Raw genomic sequence first — 15,126 nt, 5'->3', positions numbered from 1 at the left:
ATGCCGAGTCAAGGTCCCAAAGAGCATCGAACACGCCCCTGTGTGATTGTCGAGCCGGCATAATCCGTATGATTTCTCAGGCTGGCTGTTACGCTGGCCAGGAGAAATCAAATGAAGGCGATACACACAGTCAGCGCATCGGGCGGGCTGCCCGCCCGTCACATTGATACATTCCTTGATCGTCTACGGACGGCACGTTATTCCGAAGTAACGCTTCTCAAGAAACGAAGGGTTTTGTCTGCCTTCTCTCGGTGGATGAAGAGCACGAACGTCGGACTGGTTGACCTTGATGAGTCCGCTACGGCTTGTTTCATGGAGCGCCTGACCGACGCTCCTGAAGCGCGTGTTCAGTTCGAGCTTGCCGTGTTACGGTCGTTTCTTGCCTATCTGCGTGACGAAGCCATCGTGCTCTCGCCGACATTGGGCGACCAATCTGCGATCACCCATATCTACGAGCGGTACCTGGACTACCTGCGGCAGGATCGTGGACTTGCGAAGAACTCGGTGCTCGTCTACGGGCCCTTCATTCGCGACTTCCTCAACAGCCAGGATGTCGGCGACGGCGACATATTGCCCGATGCATTCGACGCCATGACGATCCGGAATCACCTCCTTACCCGCAGCAAAGGCCGGTCGGCGGAGTACACGCGGCTGATGACGGTGGCCCTTCGCTCGTTTTGCCATTTCCTCTTTCTGCATGGCGAGACGGCACGAGACCTGTATGAGTCGGTGCCTTCGGTTCGCAAGTGGCGGCAGTCAACTGTGCCAACGTTCCTCACGCCGGAGCAGGAAGAGGCCCTGATTGCAACTGCTGATCGGTCGACTCCACGCGGGAGCCGTGATTATGCCGTCCTGCTGTTGCTGGCGCGGCTCGGTTTGCGTGCCGGAGAGATCGTCGCGCTTGAACTGGGCGACATCCACTGGCGTTCCGGAGAACTCGTCGTTCATGGTAAGGGGCAAATGGTCGAGCATCTCCCTCTGCCATCCGAGGTTGGAGAGGCGATTGCCATGTACCTTCGCGACGATCGAGGTGCGAGCGCATCGCGACGGGTCTTCCTTCGCATGTGGGCACCGCGCGTCGGTCTGGCGGGACCCGCGGCGATTGGCCACATTGTTCGTCTGGCTTTCGCTCGTGCCGAATTCCGTCCCGCGTGCCGTGGCGCCGCGCATCTATTCCGCCACGGTCTGGCGACGACGATGATTCGCCATGGTGCGTCGATCGCGGAAATCGCTGAGGTCTTACGGCACCGCTCACAGGACAGTACCGCGATCTATGCAAAGGTTGCGTTTGAGGATCTGCGCAGGGTAGCACGCCCGTGGCCCACGACGGGAGGTGCAATATGACTGCGATCCGTGACTCCCTCGCTCGGTACGTCGCAGTGCGCCGGGTGCTCGGGGCGAAATTCTATGAACCTGCATTGGCACTCGGTCATTTCGTTGATCTTCTGGAACACGAAGGTGCCGAGTTCATCACCACCGATCTGGCTCTGCGCTGGGCGACGACGCCCGTACTCGTCGAACGCGCTACCTGGGGGCGGCGTCTCTCCCAGGTGAGAGGATTCGCCAAGTGGATGAACGCCATCGACAGTCGGAATGAGATTCCTCCAGCAGGACTCCTCAGTGCCCGCCGACGGCGCAATCCTCCGCATATTTACGCGGAACAGGAAATTACCCTGCTCATGACTCATGCTGCGCGGCTACGCTCGCGCACAGGCTTGCGAGCACTGGCCTATACGACGCTCATCGGGCTTCTCGCAGCGACCGGCCTCAGACCAGGCGAAGCCCTTTCGCTCGACCGGTGCGACGTTGATCTCGTGAACGGAATACTCTCCGTTCGGGAATCGAAGTTCGGCAAATCGCGCTTTGTTCCTGTCGAAGAGTCGACCCGCGAGGCACTCGAACGCTACGCGCAGAGTCGCGACCAACTCTGCCCTCTACGGGTGAGTGAAGCGTTCCTGGTGGGTGAGCGTGGTATGAGACTGAACGCCAGCGCTGTGCGCAACATGTTCGTCAGAATGTCGCGTGCGGTCGGCCTACGGCCAGCGACAAAGGATGGCCGGGCAGGTTACGGCCCACGGCTCCAGGACTTTCGACACAGTTTCGCGACTGGAAGGCTGGTTGCATGGTATCGCGCCGGACTGGACGTGAGCCGGGAATTGCCAAAACTTGCCGCCTACCTTGGACATGTCAACGTTGGTCTTACGTACTGGTACATCGAAGCGGTTCCGGAGTTGCTTGAACTTGCGGCAGGCTATCTCAGCAGGAACTGTCCGGGAGAGCGGCCATGAACGCCGCCGGCCTTCCATCCCTCGTCCAGCGTTTCTTTACCCAGCGCCTGCTCGAGCAGCAAGGTCTGAGTTCGCACACGGTGGCGAGTTACCGCGACACGTTCCGCTTGCTGCTGGCGTTCGCCATGAAGCATATCGGGCGCGTGCCGTCAAAACTGCGGATCGAAGACTTCGACGCGTCGTTGATCGAGAAATTCCTTCAGCACCTTGAACAGGACAGGGGAAATTCAGTGCGGACACGTAATACGCGCCTCGCCGCTGTGCATGCCTTCTTCCGGTTCGTCGCGGTCAGCGAGCCCGCGCTGTTCCTGCAATGTCAGCGCATCCTTGCGATTCCATCCAAACGCTGTGAACACGGCCCCGTCGAGTTTCTCACCGAGAGCGAGGCCGCATCCCTGGTAGCTGCACCCGATGTACGAACATGGATCGGCAACCGCGACCGAACGCTGCTTCTTGTAGCGGTTCAAACGGGTCTGCGCAACAGCGAACTGACCTCTCTCAGGCGTCAGGATGTGGTGCTCGGCACAGGCGCCCACGTCCGTTGCCTCGGCAAAGGCAGAAAGATGCGATGCACTCCGCTGCGACCGGATGTCGTTGCCGTCCTGAAAGAATGGCTACGGTATCAACCAGGCGAACCAGATGATCCTGTCTTCCCCAGTTCGCGCGGCGGTCATCTCAGTGCCGATGCTCTTCAGCGACTCGTGTCACGCAACGTCGAAATCGCGCGTCTCTCGTGCCCCTCGCTGAAGAAAAAATCAGTAACGCCCCACACGCTTCGGCACGCGGCCGCGATGAGCCTGTTGCATCACGGCGTAGACCTGACCGTGATCGCGCTCTGGCTCGGACATGAATCATCTGAGACGACCCAGATCTACCTGCACGCCGACATGCGGCTCAAGGAACGCGCGCTTGCGCACGCCAATGCGAGCGGCATTGCGCCGACGCGTTACAAACCTCCCGACCCCTTGCTCGCCTTCCTGGAGGGCCTTTGATAATGCCGACAATCCGAGCGACCCGGAACAGGGATCCGCCCAACTGATGCGCCCGTGGCTTCGGGACGCGGCATAATCCGGGAGTCGGCATAACGTGATTCATGCCGCTAGCGGCATGAATGACGTTGTTATCGATTGGCGCGCGCCCGTCGTTCACGTAGCGGCTGAGGTACGTCCACTGATTGCGTGTATAGGAGATCGCTTTGCCCAGCAGGCTCTCAGGAAGAATTTGCGGTGCCAGTTCGTCAAGCCATTTCCTGAAGGACTCCAGCAGCGGCACGCTGTGTTGCTGACGCAGCCGGAAGGTGTAATCGACGCGCGTCTCGCCCTCGGGCAGATCTCCTTTTGCGAGTGTTTCGACCTGGTAGAGCGCCTTAAAGTATTCCAGTGCATGTGCGGCACGCCCGCCTGGTTTCTTCATGCCCTTGAAGGCATCAACAAAGGCGCGTCGCGCGTGGGCGAGGCATCCGAAGTGGGTCGGACCTTCGAGCGTGCGCCAGGCGGCGTATCCATCGGTCATCAGCAGACCCTTGTAGCCGGCGAGGAACGCCTGGGGATATTGCTGAGCGCGCCCCGGCTGGTAGTCGAACAGCACGACGGGTTCGCAGCAGTCTTCGGCACTACGGTAGGGGGATCAACAAGGTAAGCGCGAATTCCTATCATAAGCCTCGGGCTTATAAGGTTTCGCCGTCACTGTCGTCTTTTGGCATAAGGTAAAACGAAGTCAGTCGGCGTGCTGCCGCACTCAAGCGGCATCTGGCTAGCCGGCCTCCGCAATACCGAGACGCATCCGGTAGTCCACGAGAAGCTGCTGCCGCGCGTCGAACTGCGCCGCGAGCTTCGTCAGATCGGCGGTCAGCGATTCGCGTGCCTCGTGCACCTGCGTCAGTTGAGTCGCCTGAGCCCTCGCCGTTGTCTGCAATATGTCGTGCTCGGCCTTGGCGCGTGCATGGTCGGCAAGCGCCTGGCTCAACGCATTCTGCAACTGTTCGCAGCGCGTCTGCTGCTCGCGTAGATACCTGGTCGCGGCGCCGGCTTCGGCGACGAGCCGTGCGTTGTCCCGGTTCAACTGGGTGATTTCGTTCTGCTTGACGATCTGCGTCTGGTTTGTCTGCCGCAGCTCGGCTTGCAGTTGCTGAACCTGCTGCTCGTGCCGGCGCGCTTCCTGTTCGCGCTGCTCCCTGCTGGCCGTGCGGTAGTGTTCGAGCGCTTCGTGCGCGTGCTGCAGTTTCTCCTCAAGCGAGCGTCGGAAGCCGTCGTGTTCGGCGAGCCGCTCGGTCAGGTCGCGCACTTGCTGCGCAAGACGTTCGACGTTGAGCGCGCGCTGCTGCAATGCTGTGTGGGTGTCCGCATGCGCGGCCTGCTCGCGTACGACTGTGGCGCCGGCCTCGGCCAGTTGTGCGCGCAGCGCCGCAACGTCGCCGGCCAGCTTCGCGATCTCGGCCTGAGCCTGCTGGCGCTGCGCAGCGGCGGCCGCCAGTTGCTGGTCGACCAACGCCTGCGCTTCCTCGTGCAGGCGCGCGGCCAGCCGCGCTACGAGATCCTGAATGGCGTCGGACAGCGACCCGGCGCGCGTGAGCGACGCGTCGTCCTCCTCTTCGAGTTCTTTCAGGTAGCGGTGGATCGTCGATTTTGAGCCGGTGTTGCCGAGCGCGATACGTATCGCGTCGATCGACGGGTGTTGCCCCTGCGCCAGCAGCGCATCGCGGGCGCGTTTGATATTCCTACCGCCGCCTTGACTGCTCCCCACACACCATCCTCTCCGGATGCATTGGCGACGTCCGCCAAGATTAATGGAAGCGCAAAAATGGGGAAATCCAAGGTTTTTGCGTAGGCACTAGCCGCTTCTTCCTCGGCCTCCCCCGCGACTCCATACGAGGCTAAGGTGGATAGCAGCGCGCTATACGCGGTTGCTCCCATTGTGGTCCAATCGAGAGGCGAGGGAGCAAGAGATTTGAGAAAACCATTGCCCCCGCTGTCCGTCCCTGAGCCACCGCCAGTTTGTTGCGGCTCCATGGTTACCAGGATGTTGAGTTCCCCACTCTGGGGGTTGGTTGATGGGGAAGTTCCGCTACTCATGAGATACTCCTTGATCAGGTGTGACCACTGGTACGAGACAATCGATCACAAACGCAGTAACGAGAAGAATGATTGCAGCGGGACCAAACGATATTCCGATAATTATCGCGGCAGCCCCTGCCGCTGATCGCAGTGTGATCGGCGAATGAGAAAAATACCCATCAATTACGTAATACAGACTTGGAACGATCAACAGTATCAAAAAAACTCGGTTCTTCAGAGCGTCATGTTTTGTTCTTAACGGACTAGGCTTCGCGGAAATCTCATTTATTATGAGCCGCCGCTTATAGTAAAATCGCGCAATCGCCGGGATCATGAAAATTGGAATAGATGATACGCCCATCCACCACGTCACTGCCCCCAACATATCTAGATAATTAGAGTCAGGTAAGCCGGAAAATCTAATGCGAGGCAGATAGTTGACTGTGGTTGAGGACCACATTCCTTCGAATTTTCCTAAATCTGAAGTTTTGCTTCCAGCAAAAAAACAGTAAAATGTAAAAAATGGAAGTGCTATCTCGATACAAAACCATATCAAGATGGCCATTTTTGACAGTGCCGATGCCAGCCGGATCATAATGATAATATTTTCGAATTCATTTAACGCATATTGCTAAAGACGCGAATTCTAGTTTCACTTGGGGAAACCAAGGAACCTGAAACAAGACCGGGAAAATCTGTGTCGACGCCATGTATTGCCCCGTGAGAATCGATCAATCAAAATTGCGCAGTTCGCATTTCTCTAATTGTCATTCTTAATATGTTCTATGTGATCATAGACCAGAAAATCCGGCGACGGGACCTCAGTATACCGCTCTTATTTTTACCAACAATTACTTTCTAAACTTTCAATTAAAACTTCCGATTTAATCGAAAGGATGATTTTCATTACTTCGCTGTGCCAAACTTGAAGACACGGCATCTACCCGGAGGGCCTTTTGTGCGACAGGAAGATTTATCGGTTTTATGCATTGTGGGTACGCAGAAGAATAATTCAAAGAAAAGGCCTATATCGAAGCAAGATTCGTTCGATTGTGCCTGTATGTGCGGTTGCTTTGCAATACGACGCCCCAATGCATGGGCAGCGCCAGTTATCTTGGTTGGCGTGTTGCTTCACGAAGCAATATTAGGCAAACAGAGTTTTGCAGGACCGACTGGGAATGCGGAGACGATTCGGTTCCGCGCTACCCTGAACGGCCGCCGACGAGTTGAGTGCGCGCAAAGGAATACAGGAGATGACTGGCGCGGATCAGTTCCGTAGCCAGATGAGGAGAAGCCGGTCGCGTCGTTACGCATCGCATCACCAGGATGGCTAAACAGTTTTGCAACGCTGCAAGATCGGAGCCTTGCGGATCGAGATGTACCCCTTTACTCCAGCCTTTCAATGGGCAATCGTTTTTTGTCACAACGGAGGCAGATTCACTACGGTCGACGCTCGCTGGGGGCGGTGCACCTTGGTCTGCGAAGACCCTCAGCGCGTGGCGCCCGTATATTCAGGATTCTCGTTGGTAGGCGACTCGAGCAATTGACATGATTACTTCGCGTCCCGGAAACCATTGCCCAACAAGCCTTCTCGCCCTTCGATGCGCAGTGACTCCGCGAATTGACGAGTTTAATGTCCCGAAGTTGACATCTTTATTGCGTTCTACGCCCGGCCGCCGCGAAATCGGCACGCACCGTCGCGATTCCTGATGTGTCGAGGGCGCTCGGGACTGGACAGCCCTCTCCGGCAGCAAGCGTACTCCGCAAAACCACCGGCTAGGGCACGTCACCCCTGATCCTATCCGCAGCGATCAACAAGGCACCGCCGTCGTACGCTGCATGCTGGCCTTCGACCCGGCATGCGCGCACTTCAATAGTGCATACCGTGAAACGGCGCCACAAAGCCATCTCTCGCTTCACACTGACACGCCGGCGACAACGCGGCGCGATTGCGGAATTTCATGTCTCCGATGACATGTGGCTCGAACAGCTTATTCACGATCAGATTTTCTTATCGAAGGTATGGTTTTGTGCACGTACAATCACGGCGATGAGTCTGAAGTCCGAACAGGTCTGCAACGTAAATACAGTCTCGGTACGCAATTTTTGTCGCTGAGAATTTCGCTAACGCGCGGAACCAGGGAGCTGAAATAGGCATACAGGATCGTGCCTCATACCAGACCGAACAGGAGGGCGGCAATCGATATCACAAGTCGCGTCGCCCCCTCTCGTCACTAACCGACTGCAAAAGCAACAGCGCCCGCCAAGTCCTGTCGAGCCGGATGGATCGATTGTGCTTGATCCAAGAGACAATACGTCAGAATTTTTTTCGGATCCCCACGCTGGCAACAATCTGACGATTTGTCGACGAGGCTACCTGTGCGGTCGACTGTGCGTTCTGAATTCCACCGTGAACAAACACCACGCTTCCCAAGGCGTAAATATCAGTGGTTTTCGACAGGAAGTAGTCGGCCACCACCGCTGCTTGGTGAATCTTCGAGCTTCCGCCCTCCAATGCACTGTTTTCATTCGTCAGGACGTAGAGCGCACCCAGCTGAAAGGCCGGCGTGAACTTGTAGTTCGCCCCGACTTGATAGTTGTTGAAAGACGCAATGGCGCCACCGTCCTGCGCGTAGAAGCGCACGTGCGAATAGAGTGCAGCAGTATTCCAGTTCCCGACGTTGTAGTAAGCGCCCGTGACGAAAATGTCCTGGCCGCGCGCGATGGCTACCGCCTTCCCGTAGTAAACATTCGTATAACTTGCAGTATTCGCACCAGCCGTGTAGGCAGCAGGATCGGTGAAATGCTGATAGGCCGCACCGATCCCGAAGTTGTCGTTCAGATACGAGGTGCCCAGGCCCCACTCGCTATTGGCAGAGAAATTTCCCGCTACGCCACCGAGACTATATTGCCCGCCGAAACTGAAACCGTTGAAGTTCGGACTCGTATACCTGACGGTATTGTTAAGATGGATGTCGCCACCTGTGTCATCAACGTCATTGGCATACGCTTCTAGGCCGCCTGCCCATGTCTCGTTCACAGCGAATGGATACGTCCAATTCAGAATGGACGAGTATTGTCGCCCCAACAACACCGTACCATACGGCGACGACAAACCGACAATGGCCTTCTTGCCGAATATCCCGCCGCCCGCACCCAGCGCACCCGTCGACGGGTTGAAACCATTCTCGAGGTAGAACACTGCGCTCCATTGGTCGCCCAGGTCCTCACTCCCTTTCACCCCCCAGCGGCTCGCCTGCATGCTCTGCCCCATCGCAATCCGCTTCGTTCCGCCATAGTTGTTCGTGTATTGGATTCCATCGTCGATAATACCGTACAGGGTCACGTTGCTTTGCGCGTATGAATAATCGCCCACCCCCAACAAAACACCGAATAGTAATACTGCACGTTTAATTTTTTCTGGCATTTTCCCACCTCAATAACATTTTGCATTACTAATTAATATTTATTTAAATCGGCACCTTATTTATTTTCGATGGCACTTCTATTTACAATACCTTCGATAGACAAATATAAATCGACTTACGACATGGAGCGCCTTTCGTTACGCAACGTGTAGATCGCGATCAAGCTGATGCAACACCACACCATCAGGTAGCCGCCAATTACGATCGGTTTATGAGTCAAAGACATCAAACACGTAATCACAAACTGGGTACTCCCGCCGAATATTGCCGTTGCCGTCGAGTAAACCAGCGCGACGCCAGTGCCACGAATGTATGTCGGAATTAGTTCAGGAATGGTCACCAACGCAGCAGCGCCCGTGATGGCTGCAAGGAATGGAATCGATGCCGCGGCGACGACCAGCGCAAGCGAGCCGCCGAATTGGTTGAGCCAGCCGAAACAAGGCAATGCTACGACGAGTAACACGACAAGTGGCCAGACCATGACTGGCATCCGCCCGTACTTGTCGCTTAGTGCACCGCCGATCAACGCACCGAAGAAGTTTCCAGCGGTAGGCAGCAACAAGGACATTTGGGCGACCATGACCGGAAGGTGCAGCGTCTGTATTGCGTAGCTGCCCATGTACCCGCCGATCTGGAACGCGACTGCCACGCCGGCAATCGACAGCACAGTTTTCACAATGACGCCGCGATGATCCGTCAAAACGCGTCGCAGTAGCGATTCCGAGCTGATCTTGTGATCACCGCGAAAGGTCTCCGGGAGGCGACTACGAATGTAGATCGCGATGGGAATCAGTCCCAGCGAAAACAGGAAAGGGATTCGCCAACCCCAAGATGCGAGGGTTTCCTGACCGAGGATATAGGCAACCGCCACGCCCACTGCCGCCCCGACAAACCCCGCAAGACCTTGCGTCGCCAGCTGCCAGCTCGTATAGAAACCGCGTCGATTCGATGGAGCGGATTCGGCAAGCATGCTGATTGCCGTGCCGGCCTCACCTCCCACCGCGAAGCCCTGAATCATCCTCGACATCACCACGATGATCGGTGCGGCAATGCCGATCCTGGCGTACGACGGCGTAGCGGCGATGCCGAGCGCGCCGAAAGTCATCAGCAGAATCGACAAGTAGAGAGCAGGTTTGCGGCCTCGCTTGTCGGCAAATGTACCAAGCACCACTGCGCCAACGGGACGTGCGACAAATCCGACGCCCAGTGTTGCGAGCGAAGCGAGCAAGCTGCCATACTTATCACCAAGCGGGAAGTACGTTCGGCCAATGTAGACGGCGAAAAGTGTATAGATGATGAAGTCGTAATACTCGATCACATTTCCGGCCACAATGGCACAAATTGCCTTCCAGCCAAAAGATCGACTATCGAAATTCGTGGTCGGCAGTGGAATGCCGTCGCCGGCCGGTTCTATGCTTCCGTATTTCATTTTTTATCCTTGTCAGTATTCGTAATTCGGTGAACACACACTAATGACGTCAGCTCGCACCTTCGTGATTTTTTGCCAACTGAAACAGGCAATCACCACGCTGAACCAATGCAGGCACCCGTTTGCAGCAGACTCTGCCATCGCCGGAAAATCGCAGGACCACGGGTTCCCGGAGCGGCTCGTCGACGAAATGGATGCGCGCTGCAGCCTGCCCGCTCGCCACCCACTCGCCTAGTTCGACGAGCGGTTCAAAGACGCCGTTATCTCGCGCATACACGTAATGATGCGCCCCCTCGACAGCCAGGATTTGCGGGATTGTCGGCGGCGATTCCGGGACGATGCGACCGTTCAACACGCCGATGTACCCCAGTAAATGCATCAAGCCACGTCGGGCCAACTGGATCATCACCGGATCGACCATCCCAGCACCGCCAAGCTCGGTAATAATGGCGATCGCGTTCTGACGACGCGCGGCGGCCGAACTCAGCACCGGATTGAGACCATGAAGAAACGCAAGCGGCAGACCGAACATATTGAGCAGCCTCATCACCTCGGGCGCTTCATCTGTATCGCGGGGTTCGAGCATGAGCATCGTCGCTGTATCGTAGAGCAGCGAACTGCCTCCTGAATGCAGGTCAACGAGATACTGACAGCGCGCAAGCAAGACATGCTCGATGTAATGAGCCATGATCTCGGTTGGCGAGCCCGCCGGGTCGCCGGGAAAACTACGGTTGAGGTTGCCGCCATCAATCGGAGACGTCCTCAGTCCCGCCGCTGCGGCGGGGAAATTCGCCATCGGCAGCAGAATCAATTGACCCGAAACGGCGTCCGATGGAATCTCGCGAATCAGTTCTGAAACAATAACCTGCCCGTCGTATTCGTCACCGTGATTGCCCGCCATAATCAGGATCGTCGGGCCATCGCCGCTCTTGATCGAGGCAATTGGAACTGGGATCCAGCCATACGCCGACCGATGTACCGAGTGTGGCAGGCGAAGATATCCCACCTGTTTTCCGTCGGCATCCAGGTCGATTTCGCATTCGATCGGGTTGACGATTTCTTCGTCGGATTTCATGAACTTCACCTATTGAATAGAGATACGCGAGTCCAGCTACCGAATCGCTGTCGGTGCGGACGAAAGATAACGGTCACATTGCCTTGCCAGTTCAGTCAGGAGCAGCCCAAATTGCCGCGCCTCCGTCTCCGGCGCCTCCGGATGCCATTGCACGCCGAGCCCCCAAGCGTCGCTTGTCAGTTCGATCGCTTCGGCGACGCCATCCTCTGCCGTTGCCGAAATGCGCAGCCCCTCTCCCAGCCTTGCGACGGCCTGATGATGAGACGACTGAATTTCCAGATTCCCCGCGCCGTAAATGGCCGCGAGCCGAGTGTCGGCCCGTACCTCAACGGGGTGTGAATTGAAATGCACGCTGCTGCTCGGTACCCGGTGAACCGTCGTCGCCTGTGGGATATCCTGTTCCAATGTCCCGCCGAGCGCGACGTTCAGGAGCTGCATGCCACGACAAACGGCAAGCACCGGCATCCCAACACGTACGGCATGCCGAATCAGCGAGATTTCAAACTCGTCCGCCTCTGGATCGGTACCGTACGTGCACGGATGCACATCGCTTTCTCCATAGTTTTTCGGGTGCACGTCACTGCCGCCGAGCAGGATGAGCGCCGCACAACCAACCAATTCGGCGCATGCGGATGAGTGAGGGTTCGCCGCATCAATCAGCTCGCCGTGAAGATCCATCGTGACAAGTCCGGCAATAACTCGTTCTGCAAGGCGCCGAATCGCAGCATTGATCTCCGGCGGCGACACCGCGGACGTCAGGGAGCAAGAGACCACCACACGCCGCGGCATCGTCGGCGAAGGTACGAATGACATATACTTATCCTAGTAAATTGACACATTTAAACTCTAACATCTAGATGTTATGTATAAAAATAAAACTGGATCCACACTTACCCCTATCACCGGTCAAAGTGTCCCAGAAGCCATCGTCAGACGATTAACCGAGAGCATTCTGGCGGGCGGCCTCCGCCCAGGGGACAAACTGCCGCGCGAAGAGGAACTCGCTCGCTCGCTAGGCGTCGCGCCGATGACGTTACGGAGCGCTCTAGCATCGTTGCGCGAACTAGGTCTGGTGGAGACGATTCGCGGGCGCCTAGGGGGCACTTATGTGTGCAAGGATGTCGGCGAACGGCTCCGAGAAGCCGCACATACGAACCAATACAACGCCGCGAAGATTCGCAGCCTCACGGACTGGCGTCGCGCCATCTCGGGAGAGGCAAGTTTCCTTGCTGCAAAGAGAGGAACGAAAGCAGACTTCACCGGAATCGTAGAAGCGTCACGCGAGTTCGATCAATCTCAAACCGACTCGGTCTCGCGGCGCATGGCCGATTCACGTCTGCACACATCGATCGCCCAAGCCTCAAAATCCGACGATCTGTTGCGTCAGGAAATCGCGATCCAGGAGCAATTGAACAATCTGATTCTGCCGTTGCCGTTCATGCCCTCCAGCAAGGCGATGTCGTCGCTCGATCACTCCTCGCTCATCTCCGCCATCGTTTCGCGAGACGGGGAAAAAGCCCGACAGGAATTGTTCGAGCATGTCGAATCGACATACGGATGGTGCATGAGTCTATTGCACGCGAACGATGGTGCAACACAGCGCTAAACGCACGATCTGGCATCACCCTGTTATCTTGGTGCATCGGCTACGGGGATACATTCGCCCATCGATTAACGACAGGCTTTTGCTGGCTCACCGACGTCAGACGCCATAGCCGTGAACCCCAGACCGAAGAAGTGCTCCTGGTCGGCAATGAAAAGACCGTATGCACCCGCTCGCCAGCCAAGGCCGAAGCAGTACGCAATCAAGGAGCCGGCCAAGTCGTCATCTCGTCGAACGAGGCGGAGATGCAAGCTGCACAGGAGCACTTCGATGTCCTTCTTGACATCATTCCCCTCAAGCACCACCTGAATCCTTACCGCCAAACGCTGAAATTCGCCCGCATACATATGCTTGTCGGGCTTATCGAACCGGTCAACCCTTCCGTACATTCAGCCAACCCTGTGATGAAGGGGCGCAGTCTCGCTGGCTCACTGATCGGCGACGCGGCGGAAACGCAGGAAATGCTGGATTTGAGCGCCAAGCACGTCATCACCTGTGACATCGAAATAATCGACATTGGGGACAACAACAAGGCGTTCGAGCGTGTCGTCGCAGAAGACATGAAGTACCGCTTTGTCATCGATATGGAATCGCTTGAAGATCGTGGCGTTCAAGACTGATCAGGCTGACGCTAAACGTCATCTATCCATGTTAACTTCCACGAAATTCTGGATCAGGATTCGGTGAAAACTAACAGTTCCGACTCGCCGACGCGATTATGCCAGCCGACTGGCCACATCACTCCTTTGGTATGTTGCTCGATGGGCAACACCTCCTGACGATTGTTGCTCTTGCACCATTGATTTTGGGTAGTGAGTATAAGCTCCAACGAACGATCCCAAACCGTTGCACATAACGCATGTGCTTCCCTCGGAGACTTTAGGTGTCTACTCTCGAACTATCGCAGCAAAGCAAAAGCGTGTCATGCCTGTTCAATAAGATAAGTTGGCGACTTCTGCCGTTTCTTCTGACCTGCTATACGCTCGCGTACCTGGATCGGATCAATATCGGATTCGCGAAGCTGCAAATGCAAGGCCAATTGGGCATGACGGATGCGGCTTACGGGCTTGCAGCCGGGATCTTCTTTCTCGGATACGTGTTGTTCGAGGTGCCGAGCAACCTGTTGCTACCAAAAGTCGGAGCGCGCAGAACAATCAGCCGCATCATGGTGCTCTGGGGTCTCACCTCAGCCGCCACGTTGTTCGTGCGCAACGAGACCCAATTTTATGTCATTCGCTTCTTACTGGGCGTTTTCGAAGCGGGTTTCACTCCCGCCATGTTCTTCTATCTAACTTATTGGTATAACGCGAAGCGGATGGCGAGTGTCGTGGCTGTTGTCACGCTCGCCGGTCCGATCGGCGGCGCCATGGGAGGACCATTGTCGACCTGGATCATGACCGCATTGTCTGGCATATACGGTCTCTCAGGATGGCAATGGATGTTTCTGCTTGAAGGCCTACCATGCATTGCACTTGGATTCACAGTGCGCCATTTTTTGGTCAACCGACCGAGCGAAGCAATATGGCTGACCGAAGACGAAAAGCACCTCCTCGCTGAGGAACTCGGTACCCCTACGATAAAGTATCACTCGTTTTCGCACGTGTTGAAGGATCCCAAGGTGTATCTCATGGCTCTCGCATACTTCTGCTTGATGGGCAGCATGTATGTCGTTAGCTTCTGGCTACCGACCATCCTGAAGGAACAAGGCCTGAAAGATCCGATGGAGATCGGTATGTATTCGTCGATACCGTATATCGTTGCCGCCATCGCAATGTTCATTGGCTGCCGTAGTTCCGACTTGCGTCGAGAACGTCGTTGGCATTGCACGGTTACCGCCGCAATCGGCGCGCTTGCGATTGCCGCGTCCGCGATGTCAACCGGCAATCTAACGGCTTCGCTCGCCTTCATCACGTTAGCCAACGCGATGATGTATATCACCTATGCGGTATTCTGGGCCACCCCTTCCGAATACCTTAAAGGTGATTCGGCAGCCGGTGGCATCGCGCTGATCAACTCGATCGGGCTTTGTGGTGCGTTCCTGAGTCCGACATTAATCGGTTGGATCAAGAGTACAACTGGCAGTACGAAATTTGGCTTGCTCGCCATGTCGGGCTTGTTGTTAATCGGCGCCTTCGTATTCATGAAAAACCGACTTCACCGCGATGATGCGTCTACCAAATCACACACGGACGCGCGCTAGCCAACGCATCATTCCCATTCGCCCCTCTTGTCTAACGATTTCATTGCCCG

11 protein-coding genes and 1 pseudogene are annotated in these 15,126 nt (G+C 56.3%); 6 read left to right on the top strand and 6 right to left on the bottom strand.

What is annotated here, in order from left to right; translation table 11 throughout:
• Window positions 1–111 precede the first annotated feature (111 nt).
• From PQR40_RS34905 to PQR40_RS34895, 3 genes are read left to right on the top strand one after another with little or no spacing between them, the layout of a single operon-like run.
• Window positions 112–1,344: a site-specific integrase gene (locus tag PQR40_RS34905; protein WP_408510862.1), complete on the top strand. Its 1,233-nt coding sequence runs from the start codon at window positions 112–114 to the stop codon at window positions 1,342–1,344.
• Window positions 1,341–2,288, top strand: coding sequence for a tyrosine-type recombinase/integrase (locus PQR40_RS34900; protein WP_408416665.1), 948 nt, complete (start codon window positions 1,341–1,343; stop codon window positions 2,286–2,288). The genes PQR40_RS34905 and PQR40_RS34900 overlap by 4 nt, the downstream gene beginning before the upstream one ends.
• Window positions 2,285–3,280: a tyrosine-type recombinase/integrase gene (locus PQR40_RS34895; protein ID WP_063495242.1), complete on the top strand. Its 996-nt coding sequence runs from the start codon at window positions 2,285–2,287 to the stop codon at window positions 3,278–3,280. Before PQR40_RS34900 ends, PQR40_RS34895 begins: the two co-directional genes overlap by 4 nt.
• Before the next feature lie 118 nt (window positions 3,281–3,398).
• On the opposite strand, the pseudogene PQR40_RS34890 reads toward PQR40_RS34895, so the two are convergent.
• The 6 genes and pseudogenes from PQR40_RS34890 to PQR40_RS34865 all read right to left on the bottom strand — a co-directional run.
• Window positions 3,399–3,908 (bottom strand): annotated as a pseudogene (locus PQR40_RS34890) (IS66 family transposase); the annotation flags it as partial.
• 132 nt (window positions 3,909–4,040) lie between these two features.
• Window positions 4,041–5,030 carry a DNA-binding protein gene (locus PQR40_RS34885; protein ID WP_408510861.1) on the bottom strand — a complete coding sequence of 330 codons (990 nt, stop codon included), beginning with the start codon at window positions 5,028–5,030 and terminating at the stop codon, window positions 4,041–4,043.
• Window positions 5,031–7,658: 2,628 nt separating this feature from the next.
• A complete protein-coding gene (locus PQR40_RS34880) occupies window positions 7,659–8,768 on the bottom strand; it encodes a porin (protein ID WP_408510860.1) in 1,110 nt (369 codons plus the stop codon).
• A gap of 116 nt (window positions 8,769–8,884) precedes the next feature.
• Entirely contained in the window at window positions 8,885–10,198 is a 1,314-nt protein-coding gene (locus tag PQR40_RS34875) for an MFS transporter (protein WP_408510859.1), read from the bottom strand.
• A 49-nt stretch (window positions 10,199–10,247) separates the two neighbouring features.
• A complete protein-coding gene (locus PQR40_RS34870) occupies window positions 10,248–11,273 on the bottom strand; it encodes a succinylglutamate desuccinylase/aspartoacylase family protein (protein ID WP_408510858.1) in 1,026 nt (341 codons plus the stop codon).
• Between the two features lie 36 nt (window positions 11,274–11,309).
• Window positions 11,310–12,086 (bottom strand): gamma-glutamyl-gamma-aminobutyrate hydrolase family protein, encoded by a 777-nt coding sequence (locus PQR40_RS34865; protein WP_408510857.1) that lies wholly within the window; start codon window positions 12,084–12,086, stop codon window positions 11,310–11,312.
• Between the two features lie 49 nt (window positions 12,087–12,135).
• Here PQR40_RS34865 and PQR40_RS34860 point away from each other — a divergent pair, with 49 nt between their 5' ends.
• From PQR40_RS34860 to PQR40_RS34850, 3 genes are all read left to right on the top strand, one after another.
• Entirely contained in the window at window positions 12,136–12,879 is a 744-nt protein-coding gene (locus tag PQR40_RS34860) for a FadR/GntR family transcriptional regulator (RefSeq protein ID WP_408510856.1), read from the top strand.
• Window positions 12,831–13,496, top strand: a complete 666-nt coding sequence (locus tag PQR40_RS34855) for an MDR/zinc-dependent alcohol dehydrogenase-like family protein (RefSeq protein WP_408510894.1) — start codon at window positions 12,831–12,833, stop codon at window positions 13,494–13,496. Before PQR40_RS34860 ends, PQR40_RS34855 begins: the two co-directional genes overlap by 49 nt.
• A gap of 263 nt (window positions 13,497–13,759) precedes the next feature.
• Window positions 13,760–15,076: an MFS transporter gene (locus PQR40_RS34850; RefSeq protein WP_408510855.1), complete on the top strand. Its 1,317-nt coding sequence runs from the start codon at window positions 13,760–13,762 to the stop codon at window positions 15,074–15,076.
• The last annotated feature ends 50 nt before the right edge of the window (window positions 15,077–15,126 follow it).

The sequence above is a fragment of the Paraburkholderia sediminicola genome, assembly GCF_046026855.1.
GTDB classification, from domain to species: Bacteria; Pseudomonadota; Gammaproteobacteria; order Burkholderiales; family Burkholderiaceae; genus Paraburkholderia; species Paraburkholderia sediminicola_A.
The sequence above is the reverse complement of the archived record's forward strand: the minus strand, read 5'-3'. Positions and strand labels throughout refer to the sequence as shown.